Source organism: Brevundimonas sp. TWP2-1 (assembly GCF_049897645.1).
Classification (GTDB): domain Bacteria; phylum Pseudomonadota; class Alphaproteobacteria; order Caulobacterales; family Caulobacteraceae; genus Brevundimonas.
In genome coordinates, this window is record NZ_JAFCWR010000002.1 from 1,047,544 (window position 1) to 1,063,166 (window position 15,623).

At 66.4% G+C, this 15,623-nt stretch carries 16 protein-coding genes; 7 read left to right on the forward strand and 9 right to left on the reverse strand.

Annotation, left to right across the window (positions count from 1 at the left end):
• Positions 1-2: 2 nt before the first annotated feature.
• The 6 genes from ACP7BH_RS15540 to ACP7BH_RS15565 form a co-directional block, all read right to left on the reverse strand.
• Positions 3-659 carry a TetR/AcrR family transcriptional regulator gene (locus ACP7BH_RS15540; RefSeq protein WP_425986704.1) on the reverse strand — a complete coding sequence of 219 codons (657 nt, stop codon included), beginning with the start codon at positions 657-659 and terminating at the stop codon, positions 3-5.
• A gap of 702 nt (positions 660-1,361) precedes the next feature.
• Entirely contained in the window at positions 1,362-1,610 is a 249-nt protein-coding gene (locus tag ACP7BH_RS15545) for a hypothetical protein (RefSeq protein WP_425986706.1), read from the reverse strand.
• A 49-nt stretch (positions 1,611-1,659) separates the two neighbouring features.
• Positions 1,660-1,860 (reverse strand): hypothetical protein, encoded by a 201-nt coding sequence (locus tag ACP7BH_RS15550; protein WP_425986708.1) that lies wholly within the window; start codon positions 1,858-1,860, stop codon positions 1,660-1,662.
• 93 nt (positions 1,861-1,953) lie between these two features.
• Entirely contained in the window at positions 1,954-3,621 is a 1,668-nt protein-coding gene (locus tag ACP7BH_RS15555; protein WP_425986711.1) for a DHA2 family efflux MFS transporter permease subunit, read from the reverse strand.
• Positions 3,608-4,657, reverse strand: coding sequence for an HlyD family secretion protein (locus tag ACP7BH_RS15560; protein WP_425986713.1), 1,050 nt, complete (start codon positions 4,655-4,657; stop codon positions 3,608-3,610). The genes ACP7BH_RS15555 and ACP7BH_RS15560 overlap by 14 nt, the downstream gene beginning before the upstream one ends.
• Positions 4,658-4,728: 71 nt before the next feature.
• A complete protein-coding gene (locus tag ACP7BH_RS15565) occupies positions 4,729-5,157 on the reverse strand; it encodes a MarR family transcriptional regulator (protein ID WP_425986715.1) in 429 nt (142 codons plus the stop codon).
• A gap of 51 nt (positions 5,158-5,208) precedes the next feature.
• Here ACP7BH_RS15565 and ACP7BH_RS15570 point away from each other — a divergent pair, with 51 nt between their 5' ends.
• From ACP7BH_RS15570 to spt, 7 genes are all read left to right on the forward strand, one after another.
• Positions 5,209-5,547, forward strand: a complete 339-nt coding sequence (locus ACP7BH_RS15570; protein ID WP_425986717.1) for a helix-turn-helix domain-containing protein — start codon at positions 5,209-5,211, stop codon at positions 5,545-5,547.
• 224 nt (positions 5,548-5,771) lie between these two features.
• Positions 5,772-6,533, forward strand: a complete 762-nt coding sequence (locus ACP7BH_RS15575) for a DUF3313 domain-containing protein (RefSeq protein ID WP_425986720.1) — start codon at positions 5,772-5,774, stop codon at positions 6,531-6,533.
• 544 nt (positions 6,534-7,077) lie between these two features.
• Positions 7,078-8,427, forward strand: a complete 1,350-nt coding sequence (locus ACP7BH_RS15580) for a lipopolysaccharide biosynthesis protein (RefSeq protein WP_425986722.1) — start codon at positions 7,078-7,080, stop codon at positions 8,425-8,427.
• Positions 8,424-10,151: a fatty acyl-AMP ligase gene (locus ACP7BH_RS15585; protein WP_425986724.1), complete on the forward strand. Its 1,728-nt coding sequence runs from the start codon at positions 8,424-8,426 to the stop codon at positions 10,149-10,151. Before ACP7BH_RS15580 ends, ACP7BH_RS15585 begins: the two co-directional genes overlap by 4 nt.
• Positions 10,148-11,080: an NAD-dependent epimerase/dehydratase family protein gene (locus tag ACP7BH_RS15590; RefSeq protein WP_425986726.1), complete on the forward strand. Its 933-nt coding sequence runs from the start codon at positions 10,148-10,150 to the stop codon at positions 11,078-11,080. Before ACP7BH_RS15585 ends, ACP7BH_RS15590 begins: the two co-directional genes overlap by 4 nt.
• A gap of 68 nt (positions 11,081-11,148) precedes the next feature.
• Entirely contained in the window at positions 11,149-11,433 is a 285-nt protein-coding gene (locus ACP7BH_RS15595; RefSeq protein ID WP_425987085.1) for an acyl carrier protein, read from the forward strand.
• A gap of 3 nt (positions 11,434-11,436) precedes the next feature.
• On the forward strand, positions 11,437-12,654 hold the full coding sequence (spt, locus tag ACP7BH_RS15600; RefSeq protein ID WP_425986728.1) for a serine palmitoyltransferase: 1,218 nt from the start codon (positions 11,437-11,439) through the stop codon (positions 12,652-12,654).
• Here the strand turns inward: spt and ACP7BH_RS15605 are convergent.
• The 3 genes from ACP7BH_RS15605 to ACP7BH_RS15615 are packed head-to-tail and all read right to left on the reverse strand — an operon-like array spanning position 12,636 to position 15,579.
• Positions 12,636-13,568 carry a hypothetical protein gene (locus ACP7BH_RS15605; RefSeq protein WP_425986730.1) on the reverse strand — a complete coding sequence of 311 codons (933 nt, stop codon included), beginning with the start codon at positions 13,566-13,568 and terminating at the stop codon, positions 12,636-12,638. The two genes, spt and ACP7BH_RS15605, sit on opposite strands and share 19 nt — an antisense overlap.
• Positions 13,565-14,473, reverse strand: coding sequence for a diacylglycerol/lipid kinase family protein (locus tag ACP7BH_RS15610; protein WP_425986732.1), 909 nt, complete (start codon positions 14,471-14,473; stop codon positions 13,565-13,567). Before ACP7BH_RS15610 ends, ACP7BH_RS15605 begins: the two co-directional genes overlap by 4 nt.
• Positions 14,473-15,579: a CDP-alcohol phosphatidyltransferase family protein gene (locus tag ACP7BH_RS15615; RefSeq protein ID WP_425986734.1), complete on the reverse strand. Its 1,107-nt coding sequence runs from the start codon at positions 15,577-15,579 to the stop codon at positions 14,473-14,475. Before ACP7BH_RS15615 ends, ACP7BH_RS15610 begins: the two co-directional genes overlap by 1 nt.
• Between the last annotated feature and the right edge of the window lie 44 nt (positions 15,580-15,623).

The window sequence follows — 15,623 nt, forward strand, 5'->3', positions numbered from 1 at the left end:
TGTCAACCCGCCAGTCGTTTGGGGGGCCTGGCCGAAGGCGGTGCTGTTTCCTCTGGTCCGCATCCATACAGTTCCAGAAATCGGTCGGCCGCGGTGCGGGCCTCTTTCGACGCGTCGCAAGTCTCGGCGGCGTCGAACAATCCGGCGAGCATTCGCACTTGGGTCCCCGCCACTGTCAGGGCGCGGAACTCGGCGGCGGCCTCGTCCGGATCCGGGCATTTCAGGCGCCCTGCTTTCATCTCGCGCACGAGAAAGTCTCTGAGGCTCGACGAGCACTCTTGCGAGATTTCAGCGCAGATCGCATTCGCCCGAGTGATCTCTTCAGGCAAAACCCGTTCCATGGCTCGAAGCGCACGATGGTACCGAACGGTGCGCATTTGCCTCAAGGCGGATTCTGCATAGGCTGCCAAGGCGGTTCGAGTGTCCGGTTGGCCCGGGACCTGCTCAAACGGTTCCAGAAGCGCCGCCCGGCACGAGTCGAGAACCGCAAGCTTCAGGCCCTGCGCCCCACCGAACTGATTGTACACGGTCTGGCGCGATACGCCGGCCCTGCTGGCGATCGCGGCCAGGGACGGCCTCGCGCTACCCGCAACATCAATCGCCGCCTCAAGAATGGCGTTCTGCTTGTCCCGGTCGATCGCTCCGCGGTGTCGACTCATCTTCCATCCCGTCGATCAGCCGACCTCGCGAGGGCCCAGGCGCTCCAAGAGATCGCGCTCGCATGCCAAGGGCGTGGACACACCCGAGCACCAAGTTGACGCTCCGCGTCCGCCTTCGTCAACTCAAGCTTTTGAATGTCTTGAACGCCAGCGAGCCGCCGAGGGAGGGCCATGTATGCCGGTCAGTCCTCCCGTCCTTCGTCGGAGCGGTGGCAGGCGCGGTCAGCAGTGACGTACTGCTTAGAGGGTTGACCGCGGAACGACAGGTCACCTTCTCCTGCCCTGCCCTGCCCTGCCCTGCCTTGCCTTGCCTTAGCCGCGATCGGCAGCGGCTTTAGTCTTATTGTGCGCTTGACCCAGCTGCTTCTGGCAGCAGCAGGCGTGGTCTGGGCGCTCCACTTTTCGCCTTTCAACGACACGGGGCAGCTGAGATCGCCTCAGTGGGTCGTCGACCGGCCTTGGCCATGCAGATGCCGGCGTTCGGCGGAATGGCCACCGATGCGTGGCCCTGGGTCCTCGTTGCTGAGGCCGAGGGCCTATGGGCCGCGCACTGCGAGGCAGCGGCAGTGCTGCTGATCTGCCCGCTGCGGTGGGCGGCTTACACCGTTGCCCGAAACCAACTCCCTGCACCAAGGCGAAACTGGAAGTTGGGAGCCCCCGGCCACTCGTTCGAGAGCGAGCCGCGCTCCAACTTGGTGGTCGTCACCATCGGAGCCGGATCGTTGGCAGCGTAGCCACATGGTGGAGCCGCTTAAACATCACGCGAATTTCCGTCGGCGACAGCGACCAGCTCCCTGGAACAAATGTCGCGATCGAGGCGGGGCCGACATCGTCGGCGGGATTGGCGAACTTCTCGCCGTGCGAGATCGCAAACCTGTAGATCTGCTTGAGGATGTCGCGGACATGGAGCGCCGCGATCGACGATCTTACGAGAGTAAGCGCGCAGGTCATCCGGCGTGATTTCCGTCAGCAGCCGATTCGTCCAGACTGGCAGACGCTCTCATTCGAAGATCGAACGCCACATAGCGCGGGTGCTGTCCGCCATCGGCGCCTTCACCACCCAGCGCTCACCAAACTCACAGACTCTCTCGGCCTCCTTGATCCGGCAGTTGTCACGTTGGGGCATGAAGCCGATTTTCTCATAGTGACGGATCATGCGTCGGCAGACGCCGCTGGCGTCCGACGTCGCGCCGATATTCATCGCTTCACCGCATTGAGCCGCGGTGTGTCTAGAACGACGGTGAACGACGAGAGCGCCATCGGGCGGCTATATTTCCAAGGCCGACCGAAACCGTCAGGCGGCGCCCCTCTTGCGCTGCGGGCCTACATCGTCCGGCAGAACCGGTTCGAGCGCGAAACCGGCCTCGATATCCCCTTCGGCTTCCATGGCGGTCGGAGGCGCCGCGGAAGCCTTGCGGTTCGATTGCAGAGCGCGGTGCAGGATGAAGGTCGGCAGGAGTGCTCCGGCGAAAACGATTGCTGTGATCAGAAAACCGTCACGATAGGCGGCTGCGGCCGCCTGATAGACGACGGTCTGCCCTAGAAGCCAGCCGGAAGCCGCCGCCTGATCAATCGGCGCAACGCCGAGTTCGCTCATGGCCCGGACGGCACCCTGAACATAGGCAGTCGTCGCGACATTGTCCGGCGTCTGCGTCGCGGCGATGAGATCACCATGAAAGGCGCTGCGGCGTTCCACGATCACCGCCAAAATCCCCGTGCCGAGTGCGCCGCCGAGCTGCCGCGTAAAATTCATCGCCCCTGAACCCTGGCTCAGAAGTCGTGGCGGAAGCACCGTCAGAGAACCCGCGCTGAGCGACGGAAACACGAAGCCCAGACCGACACGGCTTATCACCGTCCACCACGCCAGCGTCCAGAAGGCCGTATCGACATTGACGTGCGAGAGGAGCCACGATGCGTAGGCGAAGATGGCCATGCCAAGACCGATGAGCACGCCCGGGGGCGCCACGTCGCTGAGTTTTCCGGCAAGGGGGAACACGAAAACGAGCGCGAACCCCGCCGGCATGAGAAGCAGTCCGGCCTGCGTCGCCGTAAGGTTCTGAATCTGCTGGACGAAAATGGGCAGTAGATAGGTCGAGCCGAACAGGCCCGCCCCCAGCACGAAACTGACGACACAGGCTGCGGCGAACGGCCCGTTGGAGAACAGTCGCAAATCGAGCATCGGATGAGGGGTCCGGTGTTCATGCCAGAGGAAGGCTCCACCGGCTGCGAGGGCCAGAGCGATCTCAACGATCACGATGTTGGAGTTCCATCCCAGGCGCTGGCCACTCGAAATCGCCTGAAGCACCGACAGGAGGAACACGGAAAGATACAGGATCGCCGGCCAGTCGAGCCTTTGCCGCTCGAGGTCCGGATTCCTGGTCGGCAGGAACAGATTGGCGAGAACGATGCCGACCACGCCGAACGGGATGCCCAGATAGAAGAGGAAGCGCCAATCGAAATTGTCCATCAGGACGCCCCCGACCCACGGCCCGAGCGCTGGCGCCAGAACCACGCCGATGCCGAAAATGCCCATCGCCGCCCCTCGCTGCTGCGGCGGGAAGACCTGGAACATCACCACCATCGCCAGCGGCTGGACGATCCCCGCGGCCAAACCCTGGAGGATGCGGGAAACGACCAGCACCGTCTGGTCCGGCGCGACGCCACCGACGATAGAGCCAAACAGGAACAGCGCCAGAGCGCCGATCATCGTAAACCGCTGTCCGAACGCGCGTTCGCACCAGGCCGTCATCAGCATGGTCACCGTCATGGCCGCCAGGAAGCCGGTCGACAGCCATTGGGCCTGCACGGAGTCAATGCCGAACTGGCCCATGATCGCGGGTATGGCGACATTGACGATCGTCGAGGACAACACGACCGCAACGGCGGCCACCATCGCCGTCAGGGTGGCCAGCCAGCGATACCCGGGACCGAAGCGAACGAAAAAGGCGTCAGTCGACGACATCGATCGTCGCCTCGACCATCATGCCGGGGCGCAATGGGATGTGTTGCTGGACGATCTCGAGGCGAACCGGGATACGCTGGGTGACCTTGGTGAAATTCCCGCTGGGATTGGGGTTTGGAAGAAGGGCGAACTGACTGGTCGCGGCTCCGCCCACCTCGGAAACCCGAGCATCGAACACCTGGCCGGGATAGGCGTCGATCTTCACTCGCGCAGGGGCTCCCACGGTGATCTTGCGGACATCGGTCTCCTTGATGTTGACGTCTATCCAGATCTCCGACGGGTTGTGGTACATCAACAGTCGTGTGCCGGCGGTGACGAACTCGCCCGGATCAATGAAGGTCTGGTCGATCACGCCATCGAATGCGGCGCGAATTTCCCGACGGCCGAGATCCAGGGTCTGCTGACCGCGCTGAGCCCGCAACCCTTCCTTCTGAGCGTCGAGCGCGGCGACTTGCGCTTCCAGCACCTCGACCTCACTCGTACCCTCGCGGGTGACGCCGACCTGGGCCCGCGACCCCGCGATCTGAGCCTGGGCGCGCGCAGCATTTTGTTCGGCCGCGCGAAGACGGGCCTGGTCTTCGTCAAATCGGCTCTGGGCGACCAACCCGCGCTCGAACAGGGTCTTGGACCGATCGAAGGCGCTACGCGCCGCCGCGACTTCCGCCTGCCGGGCCAGAGCATCCGCCTGGGCCGCCGAAACGCCGGCCGCCGACACGCCCATCTGCTCTCCGACCCGTCTGACGACCGCGGACTGTTGCGCCCTGAGCTGGGCCTGCTGGGCCTCGATGCGCGCGATCTCCGCATCGATCCGTTCGAGCGCCAAGCGGGAATCAGCCGGATCGATGCTCGCCAGGAGCTGCCCGGCGCGGACCCGCTGGCCCGCCCGGACCTGGAGGTCAACGACCCGCCCAGAAACTTCGCTGCTGACCGCGATCACATGGGCGGCGATCCGTGCGTCGGTGCTGTTCACCTTTCCGGCGCGCAGGGTGAACCAGCCGAATATCACCGCCAAGCCAATCAGCAGCACGGCGATCATCATAACTAGCCTTCGTCGACCGGGTCTGGCCTTGCGGGCTTCGGCGGCGCGAGGGGGCAAGGCGTCGGCGCTCATAGGTCTTCCAACCGTCTGTTGATATGCTCGATCACCCGCGAGGCCGTGGCCAGGTCCTCCTCGGACAAGCCCTCGGTGATTTCGCGCCGGACCTGCTGGGCGATTTTCAGAATTTCGGCCAACACGGGTGTGGCGGCCTTCGTCAGGTGCACCGCATTGACCCGCCGGTCTCCGGCGATCGCCTCGCGACGTATCAAGCCGCGGCGCTCCAAGTCGTCCAGTTGACGAACAAGCGTCGGGGGTTCGATGCCGATCCGCGACGCCAGCTCTTTCTGGCTCAGCCCATCTCCGGCTTTCTCTAACTCGAGAAGTGCGTGCCAGCGGGCCTGCGTCAGATCGGCATGCTTCAGGCGCTCGTCGAGGCGGTTGCGCCATCGACGACCTGCAAGCGCGATGGCGCGGCCGAGAGTGAATTCAGAAGGCATCGCCCTGGTGAATAGCTTGCAAAGCATTAGCATGCAAAGCATATTGCTTTGATGCAATCCCGCTTGTCTGTCGGCGTCCAATGGGCCGCGAACGACCTTAAATTCATGGTCTGGTTCGGCCTTTCCAGTGGCCGCGCGAAACTGCTGTCCGCACTTTGGGAGGCCCAGGGTGACCTTGTGGAAAGCCGGTCCTTGGGGCTCAGTCGGCACACTGTGTACGTCTATGTCTGCGATCTGCGGACGGCGTTGTATCCGGGGGCGATCCACACACGGTCGAAGTTTGGCTACGCCTTGACGATCAGCGGGCTGGCCGAATGCGAGGCTGCGTTGGAAGCGATGTCCAGGGACGCGTTGGCGGCTGGCTGCGCCGCAAGACGAATTGCCGCCTGATCGCGTACCCAGGTTGCTTTCCTGCGTTCCCGGCCGTGGGTCTTTCGGTATCGAGAGCCGGCTTCAACCACGACGACGACGGCGTCCGAGGCCGCCCCTTAGGCCGAGCGTTGGCCACCAAAAGATAGGGTAGATTCGCCATAGGCACGTCTACGTGAGATGGATTGACGCGCACCTGTGTTGGAGGAAGATCTTTGCGAAGCTCCCTAGTTTTTACTGTTTTGATGTCCGGCCTGGCGGCATGCCAGACAGCGCCAAAAGTCCAGTCCGGCTTCCTTTCGTCCTATGACGGATTGACGGAGCGTTCGGACACAATTCGCGCTTCAGTTCGCGAAAGGCGCGACGACGCTGCAGCCGAGGCGATTGATCAGCTGTTCATAGAGCCGAGCGTTCTTCAGCCCGGTGCCGCGGACGGCCTTTCCGACGCCGAGACGGCCTTGGTGTTGGCGGAGGCCGATCGTCAGATCTGCTATGAGCTCAGCGAGCGGTTCACTGTGCTGTCGGGACAGGACTCGTCCGCCGCCCGGGTTCGGACGGCCGTCACCGGTGTGCGTCCAACCGGCCAAGCTGCCTCTGCGGCGTCAGCCTTGGCCGGGTTCTTCATTCCCGGTCCGATCGGAGTGCGCGCACCGGGTTCAACGGGGGGTTTGGCCGTGGAAAGTGAGTTGATCACGACGGATGGTCGGCAGGCGGCCGCCTTGGTCTGGGCGCGCGATGCGAACGTGATTGGTACGGATTCTCCATCACTCTCGCGGGTCGGAGATGCCCTTCAACTCGCCGAGCCCATGGGGGACGCCGTCGGCGATGCGTTTGCGCCGAGAGACCGGAAACCTCGCAAGATTGCCGATCCGGATCCGTGTCGCCGGTTTGGCGCACGCGTGCAGCCCGCCGGCTTTCTGGCAGGCATGGCCACGGGTCTGTACTTGCCTGAACTCAGCGGCGCGGGCGCAAGGCCAGGAGAGCTGACCGAGCCCCCAGAACATTAGGGTCTGACGGGCCCTTGGCTGGCCGGCGACCTCTCTGGTCGCCAACCCGTGCTGATTTCTTTACTTTCGACAGAATGACGGGCGGGCGCGCCTCCCAGTACTGACAGCGCTCGCAATCGGCGGCTAGAACCGCACTGCCACGTTTGATGGTCTGGATCTTCCTGTGGCTTCCTGCCGCGTCCTGATTGCTTGCGACGCGGGTTTCGTGGATTTTCTCGGCTAGGCCGCAGGGTGTGGTCTATGACGATGGGCATGCTTGTCCCGCATGGTTTGATCGCCCTCCTCCGGGACACTGACGCCATCGTTTCGGGGGGCGATTCGGGACGCGCTTTCATAACAGCAACGTGATAATGAAATCGCCGCTGTGCGACTCCAGCCGGATCAGGTCAGGACGTCTGGAAAGGTTCATTGGGGTTACGGAGTTCAGACCCGGTCCAAGCCAAAGCCGCCGCCAGGGCGTTCATGCTGCACCAGCGGTCATCCGCCATGAAACGGGCCTCAAACTTATCATACGGCATCTCGGGGAGGAGGGACGATCGGCCCGTTGAAATTGTTTTACAACATCGATCCAGTCCTCGGTCGTGTCCTCTCCAATGCGGCTGTTTTGCTGGGGGGACGGGTCGCAAATGCGGTCATGGGTCTGGCGGCGATCGCCCTGACGGCGCGCACGCTGGGGCTGACCGGCTTTGGGGTGCTGATCCTGATCCACGCCTTCGCCCAGTTCCTGGGCGAGACGGTGAAATTCCAGTCCTGGCAAACGGTGCTGCACTACGGCGCCCGCCCGCTGGCCGAGGGGCGGTCGGCGGATTTCGGCAAGGTGCTGCGCTTCACCCTGGCCCTGGACGCGATCGGGGCCATCGTCGGCGTCGCGGTCGGGCTGATCGCCACCCTGGCGTTCGGGGATTGGCTGGGCCTGTCGCCCGAGCATCGCCCGGCGGCGGCCCTGTATGTCCTGTCGGTGGCCTTGATGGTGTCGGCGACGCCGATGGGATTGCTCAGATTGCTGGACCGGTTCGATGTCCTGGCCCGACAGACCGCGCTGGTCGCCCTGGTCCGGCTGGTCGGGTGCGGGATCGGATTTGTGACGGCGGCGTCGATGCCGGTGTTCCTGGTCTTCTGGGCGGGGGGCGTGGTCACCGGGTTCGTCTATATCGCCTGGGCCGCCTGGTCGGAGCTTAAGGCGCGCGGCCTGCTATCCGGCCTGACCTGGCGCGGCGGCCCTCTGACCGAAGGCATGCCGGGGGCCTGGCAATTTGCCTGGTCGACCAACCTCAGCGCCACGGTCGATGTGGCCTTCACGCATGTGATCACCCTGGCCATCGGGGCCCTGGTCGGACCGGCCCAGGCGGCGCTGTGGCGGATCGGGCGTCAGGTCGCCGACGCCATCGCCAAGCCCGCCCGGCTGCTGACCGCCTCCCTCTACCCCGAACTGGCCCGGCTGCATGCGGGCGAAGGCGGACAGACCGGGATGTGGCGGCTAGCGCGGGTGATCGGTCTGCTGGCCGGGGCGCTGGGCGTCGTCCTGATGGGGCTGACGCTGGGCGGTGGCGAATGGCTGTTGCGGATTACGATGGGGCCGCAGTTCACCCAGGCCGCGACCCTGATGACCTGGCAGGTCGGGGCCGCCGTCATCGGTCTGGTCGCCCTGCCTTTCGAACCGATGCTGGTGTCGCTGGGGCGGGCGGGGACCGCCCTGTGGGTCCGGCTGGTGGTCTGCATGGCCTATCTGGCTGTGCTGGGACCGGTGGTGACGCATCACGGAGCCCTGGGCGCGGCGGTGGCGCTGGTGATCGCCTCGGCGCTGATGGCTCTGGGTATGTTCGTGTGCGTGTTCCATAATCGGCGGAATCACCCGCAGGACCGGGGAGAAGACGCACAGAAGGCCCGGCCTTGACCACCCCCACGCCCACCGCGCCGGATCGTATCGTCCGCCATGCCGACTTCCCGACCCTGACCCAGGCGCTGGATTTCGCGGCGATGGGAGAGACGGGCCTCACCCTGTATGGCGGGCGCGGGGAGTGCCTGCGGGCGATGACCTATGCCGAACTGCGGACCGAGGCCCTGGCCCTGGCAGGCCGTCTGCTGGCCGGCGGCCTGAACCCCGGTGACCGGGTCGGATTGGCCGCGGAGACCGACGCCGACTTCATCCGCGCCTTCTTTGCCTGCCAGTATGCCGGTCTGATGCCCGCCCCCCTGCCCCTGCCCGCGCCCTTGGGCGGCCGCGCGGCCTATGTCGAGCAGATCGCCCGGATGCTGGGCGCGGCCGAGGCCTCGGCCGTGTTCGGGCCCGCCTCCTACGCCGAATGGCTGCGCGAGGCGGCGGATCAGGCGGGCGGCATCGCGATCGGGCCGTCGCTGAACGAACTGCCTGAGGCCGTGGATGTGACCCTGCCCGACATCGGCCCCGACGACCTCGCCTATGTCCAGTTTTCGTCCGGCAGCACGCGGTTCCCGACCGGGGTGATGGTCACCCACCGTTCCCTGATGGCCAACGCGGTGGCGATCACCCGCGACGGGCTTCAGGTCGTGGCCCAGGACCGCGCCGTGTCTTGGTTGCCGCTCTATCACGACATGGGGCTGATCGGATTCCTGCTGGCCCCGCTGTGTTGCCAGATGACGGTCGATCTGTTGCCGACCAGCGCCTTCGTGCGGCGGCCCCTGCTGTGGCTGGACCTGATGTCGCGCCACGGCGGCACCGTCTCCTACAGCCCGACCTTCGGCTATGAGCTCTGCGCCCGACGGGCCGAGACGGGCTCGTCCGCTACGTTCGACTTGTCCCGCTGGCGGATCGCGGGCGTCGGCGGCGACATGGTCCGGGTCCGCCCCCTGACCGAGTTCGCCGAGCGGTTCGGCGGGTCGGGGTTCGATGCCAAGGCCTATGTCGCCAGCTATGGCATGGCCGAGGCCACCCTGGCCGTGGCAATGGCTCCGCTGGGCCGCGGTCTGCAGGTTGAGACCCTCAGTCTGCGGGACCTGGAGGGTGACGGCGACGTCACGCGTGCAGCCATCGACGCGCGGTCGCGTGGGTTCGTCCGCTGTGGCCCGGCCCTGCCGGCGCACCGGGTCGAGGTCCGCGATGCCGATGGTCGTCCCATCCCGGACGGCCACGTCGGGCGTATCTTCATCCAGGGGCCCAGCCTGATGCAGGGCTATTTCGGCAATCCCGATGCGACCGCTGACGTCCTGTCCGGTGACGGCTGGCTGGAGACCGGCGACCTGGGCCTGATCGTGGAGGGCGAGATCGTGCCGACAGGACGGGCCAAGGACTTGATCCTGATCAACGGCCGCAACCTGTGGCCCCAGGATCTGGAATGGAGCGTCGAGGCCGAACTGGACAGGGTCCGCAGCGGCGACGTCGCGGCCTTCCACATCACAGACGGCGACGCCGAACGGGTGGTCGTGCTGGTCCAGTCCCGGTCCGGCGATGCAGAGGCCCGCGAGACTCTGACCAGCGAGGTCGCGGCCCTGCTGCGGGCCCGGCACGGGGTCGAGACGGCGGTGCATCTGGTCGGGCCGCACGACCTGCCCAAGACGACCTCGGGCAAGCTGAGCCGGACGCGTGCACGGGCGCTGTTCCTGGCCGGAACGTTCGACGGCCTGCAGGCCGGACGACCGTGAGGCGGCGCGTCTCCATCACCGGAGCGACTGGTTTTCTAGGCCAGCATCTGGTCAGGGCCTTTGCCGACGCTGGCTGGACCGTGCGTGTGCTGGCACGGCGCGATCCCGTCGCTGCGGTTGGCGATATCGCGGGGCTTGAGGTGACGCCCGGCGATCTTGAGGACAAGGGTGCGTTGCGGGCCCTGTGTCACGGGGCCGACGTCGTGATCCATGCCGCCGGCTTGGTGAAGGCCCGGCGCGATGAGGATTTCCACCACGTCAACGCCGAAGGAGCAGACCGGCTGGCCAGGGCAGCACAGGCGGTCGCTCCCAATACCCATGTCATCCTGGTATCCTCCCTGGCCGCGCGGGAGCCCCAGCTGTCCCCTTATGCGGCCAGCAAACGGGCGGGAGAGGTCATGATGGCGGCCCGGTTGGGCGACCGGCTGACCATCGTCCGGCCCACCGCCATCTACGGCCCCGGCGACCGAGAAACCTTCGCCCTGTTCGCGGCCACCGCGCTAGGATGGCCCCAGCCTGTGTTGCATCCCAAGGCCTGCATCACCCTGGTCCATGTCGCGGACGTCGCGCAGGCCCTGCTCGCACTGGCCGAGCGCTCACCCCGTTCTGCGTCGGTCGCGATCTGCGACGATCGCCCGGAAGGTTACAGTTGGGCCGAACTGACCGTTGCGGCGGCCCGGGCCGTGGGGCGCGAACCCACCACATTTCGCATCCCCGAAAGCGCCCTCAAACTCGCAGGCGTAGTGTCCGGACTGTCCCGGCTTTCCGGTCGCTCTTCAGTCCTAACGCCCGGAAAGGCCCGCGAAATCCTGCACCGCGACTGGAGCGTTTCACCCGAGGAACGCGGGCCGGCACCCGCTGTCGTCTTCCCCCTTGTCCATGGATTCACCGACACCGTAGCTTGGGCGAGACGCGCGGGCTGGCTCTAATCGGACAAACGAGCATCAGACGTGTGACAGTTCTCTGGCAATTTGTCAGAGAGCCGATTAGGCAGTGGATGTTGGAGTCCCATGGGTGGGCGCGCGTGAGTCAATCGGCAGTGACGGACCTGACGGTTCATAAGATTCAGCAGGCCGTCGAGCTTGTCCTCGGGCGCGCGGTCACGATCGACCGAGACACCGACATCGCGCGCGATCTCGCCGTCGATTCCCTGGCGCTGATGAACATCGTCATGGAGCTGGAGGACGCGTTCGACGTCTCCATGCCGCTGGACCGACTGGCGACGGTCCAGACCATCGGCGACCTCGCCGATATCATTTCCTCCCTGCGTCAGGCGGCCTGAAGAATGGCTCTGTTCGATCGATATCTCCCTCAGGTCGAGGCCTATCAGTCCATACGCGCCTTCGGGGCCGACCCGTTCAGCATGCGGTTCGACGCCATCCTGTCGCCGACAGAGGCCGAGTATGGCGGACGGCGTGTCATCCTGCTGGGCACCAACAACTACCTCGGCCTGACGTTCGATCCAGCCTGTATCGACGCCTCGGTCGAGGCGACGCGGACCTGGGGCACGGGCACCACCGGCTCGCGGATCGCCAACGGCAGTTTCGACGGCCACTTGGCGATGGAGACGGCCCTGGCCGCCTTCTATGGCCGGAAACACGCCATGGTCTTCACGACGGGGTACCAGGCCAATCTGGGTGTTCTGTCATCGCTGGTCGGGCGCGGCGATCACCTGATCCTGGACGCCGACAGCCATGCCAGCATCTATGACGGGGCGCGGCTGGGCCATGCCGAGGTCATCCGCTTCCGTCACAACGACCCCGAGGATCTGGCCAAGCGTCTGCGCCGTCTGGGCGATGCACCCGGCAACCGGATGATCGTGGTCGAGGGCATCTATTCGATGATGGGCGACGTGGCCCCCCTTCGCGAGATCGCCGCCATAAAGCGCGAGACCGGTGCCTATCTGATGGTCGACGAGGCTCATTCGCTGGGCGTGCTGGGCGCGACCGGGCGGGGTCTCGCCGAGGCGGCTGGCGTCGAGGACGACGTCGATTTCATCGTCGGCACCTTCTCCAAGAGCCTGGGCGGGATCGGCGGATACCTGGTGTCTGACATCGCCGACTTCGACGTGCTCCGGGTCGTCAGCCGCCCCTATATGTTCACCGCCTCCCTGCCGCCCGCCGTGGTCGCTTCGACCTTGAAGGCACTGGAGCGGATGCAGTCCGAGCCGGGGTTGCGATCGAAACTGGCCGCCAATTCGCAACGGCTGTTCGACGGCCTGAACGCCTTGGGCTTCACCACCGGGGCCACGGCCTCGCCGATCGTGGCGGTGGCGATGTCGGACACGGCCGAGGCCCTGGCCTTCTGGAACGGCCTCCTGACCCAAGGCGTCTATCTGAACCTCGCCCTGCCGCCCGCGACGCCGGACAGCCGCCCGCTGCTGCGCTCCAGCGTCAGCGCCGCCCACAGTTTCGAACAGATCGACGCCGTTCTGGCCGCCTTCGCCACCGTCGGCCGGTCGATGAACCTGGTGGCTCCGGCCGCTCAGCGCGCGTCGCGCTGAGCCCGGCGCTTTCGCCGCCATAGCCTGTACAGCACCCCCGGCGAGGCCAGCACCGGATGGCGGATACGCCACGGCGTCAGCGGGACGATCAGCCCGGTGTGACGCTCGATCTTCCAGGCCGCGTACTGGGTCGCGCCGGTGAAGGTGAAGGCGGCCTTGATCAGCCGGGCGATGTTCAAGGGCTTACCCAACCGCCGCCGACGTCGCCATTCGCTCAGGATTCTGTGGCGCTCTGTCGAGTTCAGAGACGGGCTCAGAAGCGCGCCGTCCCGCCGAAACGCGATCCCGCCCGCCGCCCAGGCCAGCGGCAGGATGGCAGCATAACGATCCGGGTCGAAACCGACGATCTGGTCCTCGCGCCCGGCACGCTCCACCCGAAACTCGGCGCGATAGGTCTGGGCGAACAGGGCCCGCCACCAGACCAGTGGTTCTCCGCTGCCGGGCCCCAGAACGGCGGCATAGCGGGCGGCGGTGACGGCTGCGTCGGCGACGGCGCGCGTCACCGCATGGCGGTCCGCTTCGCCCCTGGTCCAAACGAGGGCGGAGGGCTGGACGAACCGAGTCCAGATGGTGGTGTCCAGTCGTTGGCCCGCCGCCGCCTCGGCGAACGTTTTCAGCGGCAGGACCGCGACCTTGGCCCGCAGCACCGCGTCGCCGCGGGTCCATTCGCGGAAATCGACCTCGGGCCACAGCTTCCTCTCGCGCCAGCCGCGCAGGCCGGTCCGGTGCGGCCCGTCGGTCAGGATGTAGAAGTCCAGCACGCCGTCCAGATCGCCCGTCCGCAGGACGGACCCGTAGAACAGCACCGCCGCCGTATTCTGCTCCGCCGCCAGAGCTTGGGCGAAGGTGCGCACGAGCTCCGGAACCGGCATGGACATGTCGCGCGCGACCAGATCGATCAGAAGCTCGGTCATGCGGTCACGAAGGTGACAGTGGGCCCCTGACGCACCGTGACGTGCCCGCCCGGATAGACTTCGCCATCGAGCACGAAGGCCTCCAGACCGTGGAGCGAAACCGTCTGCGGGCTGTGCCGCCGATAGCCCGCCCGTTCTAGCCAGATCGGTTCACCCGCGGCCAGTATGGCAACCAGGGCCGGAATCAGCCGACGCGGCGGGGCATCGACGTCGAGCAGCTTCAGACCTGGACGCGGTCGTCCGAACGGTCGGAATTTCAACGGGAACCGTTCCAGGGTGCTGGCTAGGACAAGGAACCGCTGTCGGGCCTCGCTCGCGCTTCCGTCAAGGGCCAGTGCCAGCCGCTCGCCCGCGCCGAACCCCTGCGCGCCGCCGAAAGCCGTACTGAAGACGGCTCCGATCAGGGCGGCCCCGACCGCCAGGCTGTCAATAACCCCGATCCGGTGCGCGCCGGTCGCCATCCGCGTGGCCCCGGCATAGGCCCCGGTGCCGAAGACGAAGCCGCGGAGCGCGGGTGAGGCCTCGCCGTCGCGGGAGACCTCCAGCATGGCCCGGGTCGCGCGGCGCTCGGGCGAACGCGCCGCCGCGATCGCCGCCTCGACCGACCAGCGCGAGGGGACACCCAGGTCGCGCGCCAGCACATTGGTCTTGCCGTGCGGCACGACGGCCAGCAGCGGCAACCGGCCCGCGAAGGCTGGCCAGGCCCGTGTCAGCACGTCTCGCAACGTCCCGTCCCCGCCATCGACGATCAGCAGATCGACCCCGGCCTCCGCCATCCCGGTCAGGGCCAGCGCCAGGGCCTCGGCCGTATCGGGGGCGGCATGGATCACGTCCGGCGACACAGGCCGAGGCGACCGGGCGCGGTTCCTGTGGCTGCGTGGATTGTGGATCACCCCGACCCGCATCACACCTCCAGCCAGGACACCAGCGGACGCCGCGCGCCCAGCCCTTGAACGATCTGGACCGCGTGGACGACCAGGCACAGGGCCGTCCAGACGCCGACGGCGATGAGGCCGATGTTGGGCCGACCGACCAGGGTCGCCGCGCTCAGCAGCAGCAGATTGGGGTTCCGCCGCGCTGTGACCAGCCGGAAGAAGCTGTCGAACCGCCGCCAGGCGTGCATATGCATGCCGAACAGCCGGATGAAGATTCCCTCCTCGATCCGCTGCGCGACATAGCCGCCGACGATGACGGCCAGCAGCAGTTCCGGATGCGGCAGGTCGAACCCTGACGCCTGTACTCCCACGAACCAGGCCCACCACCAGAACGGCGGATGGATCAGGTCGATGCCATGGTCGAACACATTGCCCCAGGGCGACGACCGCAGCGTGACCCGCGCCAGCTTGCCGTCGACCGTATCGAGAAAGGTCATGACCCAGGCCGCGACCAGCCCCCAGCCGAACTCGCCGTCCCAAAACAGATACATCGCCACCAGCACCAGGATCAGGCTGGCGAAGGTGACCTGGTTCGGGCTGATCCCGGTCAGGGCACACCAGCGGGTCACGAGCCGCGCTGGAACCGGCCAGACGTATTTGGTCACCAGATCGGTGATGCCCTTGTACGATCCCTGGAACAGCCGGGCCTCGACCGCGCGGGCATTGCCGGCGTCCAGCCGCTCCAGCACCGGGGCCTCGCGTTTCCTCAGTGCGCTGTTGTAGGTCAGGTCGGCGGGGTCGAGCCGGGTCAGGTCACGCAGGGCACCGGATACATCGTCCCCGGTCAGCAGGGCCTCGACGGCGGCATCGGCGTCCGCGTCCCGAACATGGGCGGCGACCGGCAGGCCTTCGGCGTCGGTCATCACGCTCTCGGGACGAGCGATGACGGCCTTGATCAGCGATTCGTCGAACACCCGGTCGGCCAGCACCAGGACCACCGTGCCCGAACCCGCTATTTCGCCCTGCGAAACGCTCGCCCGCTCGAAGATCCGACCCAGCCGTTCCGCCGAACTCATGCCCCAGATCCGCGCCGAGCCCTCGCCCAGCACCCGCGCGCGAGGCGTGGCATCCGTCATCTGTTATACGCCCCGTTGTCGGCCCGCTCGCGGAGCCCGAATCT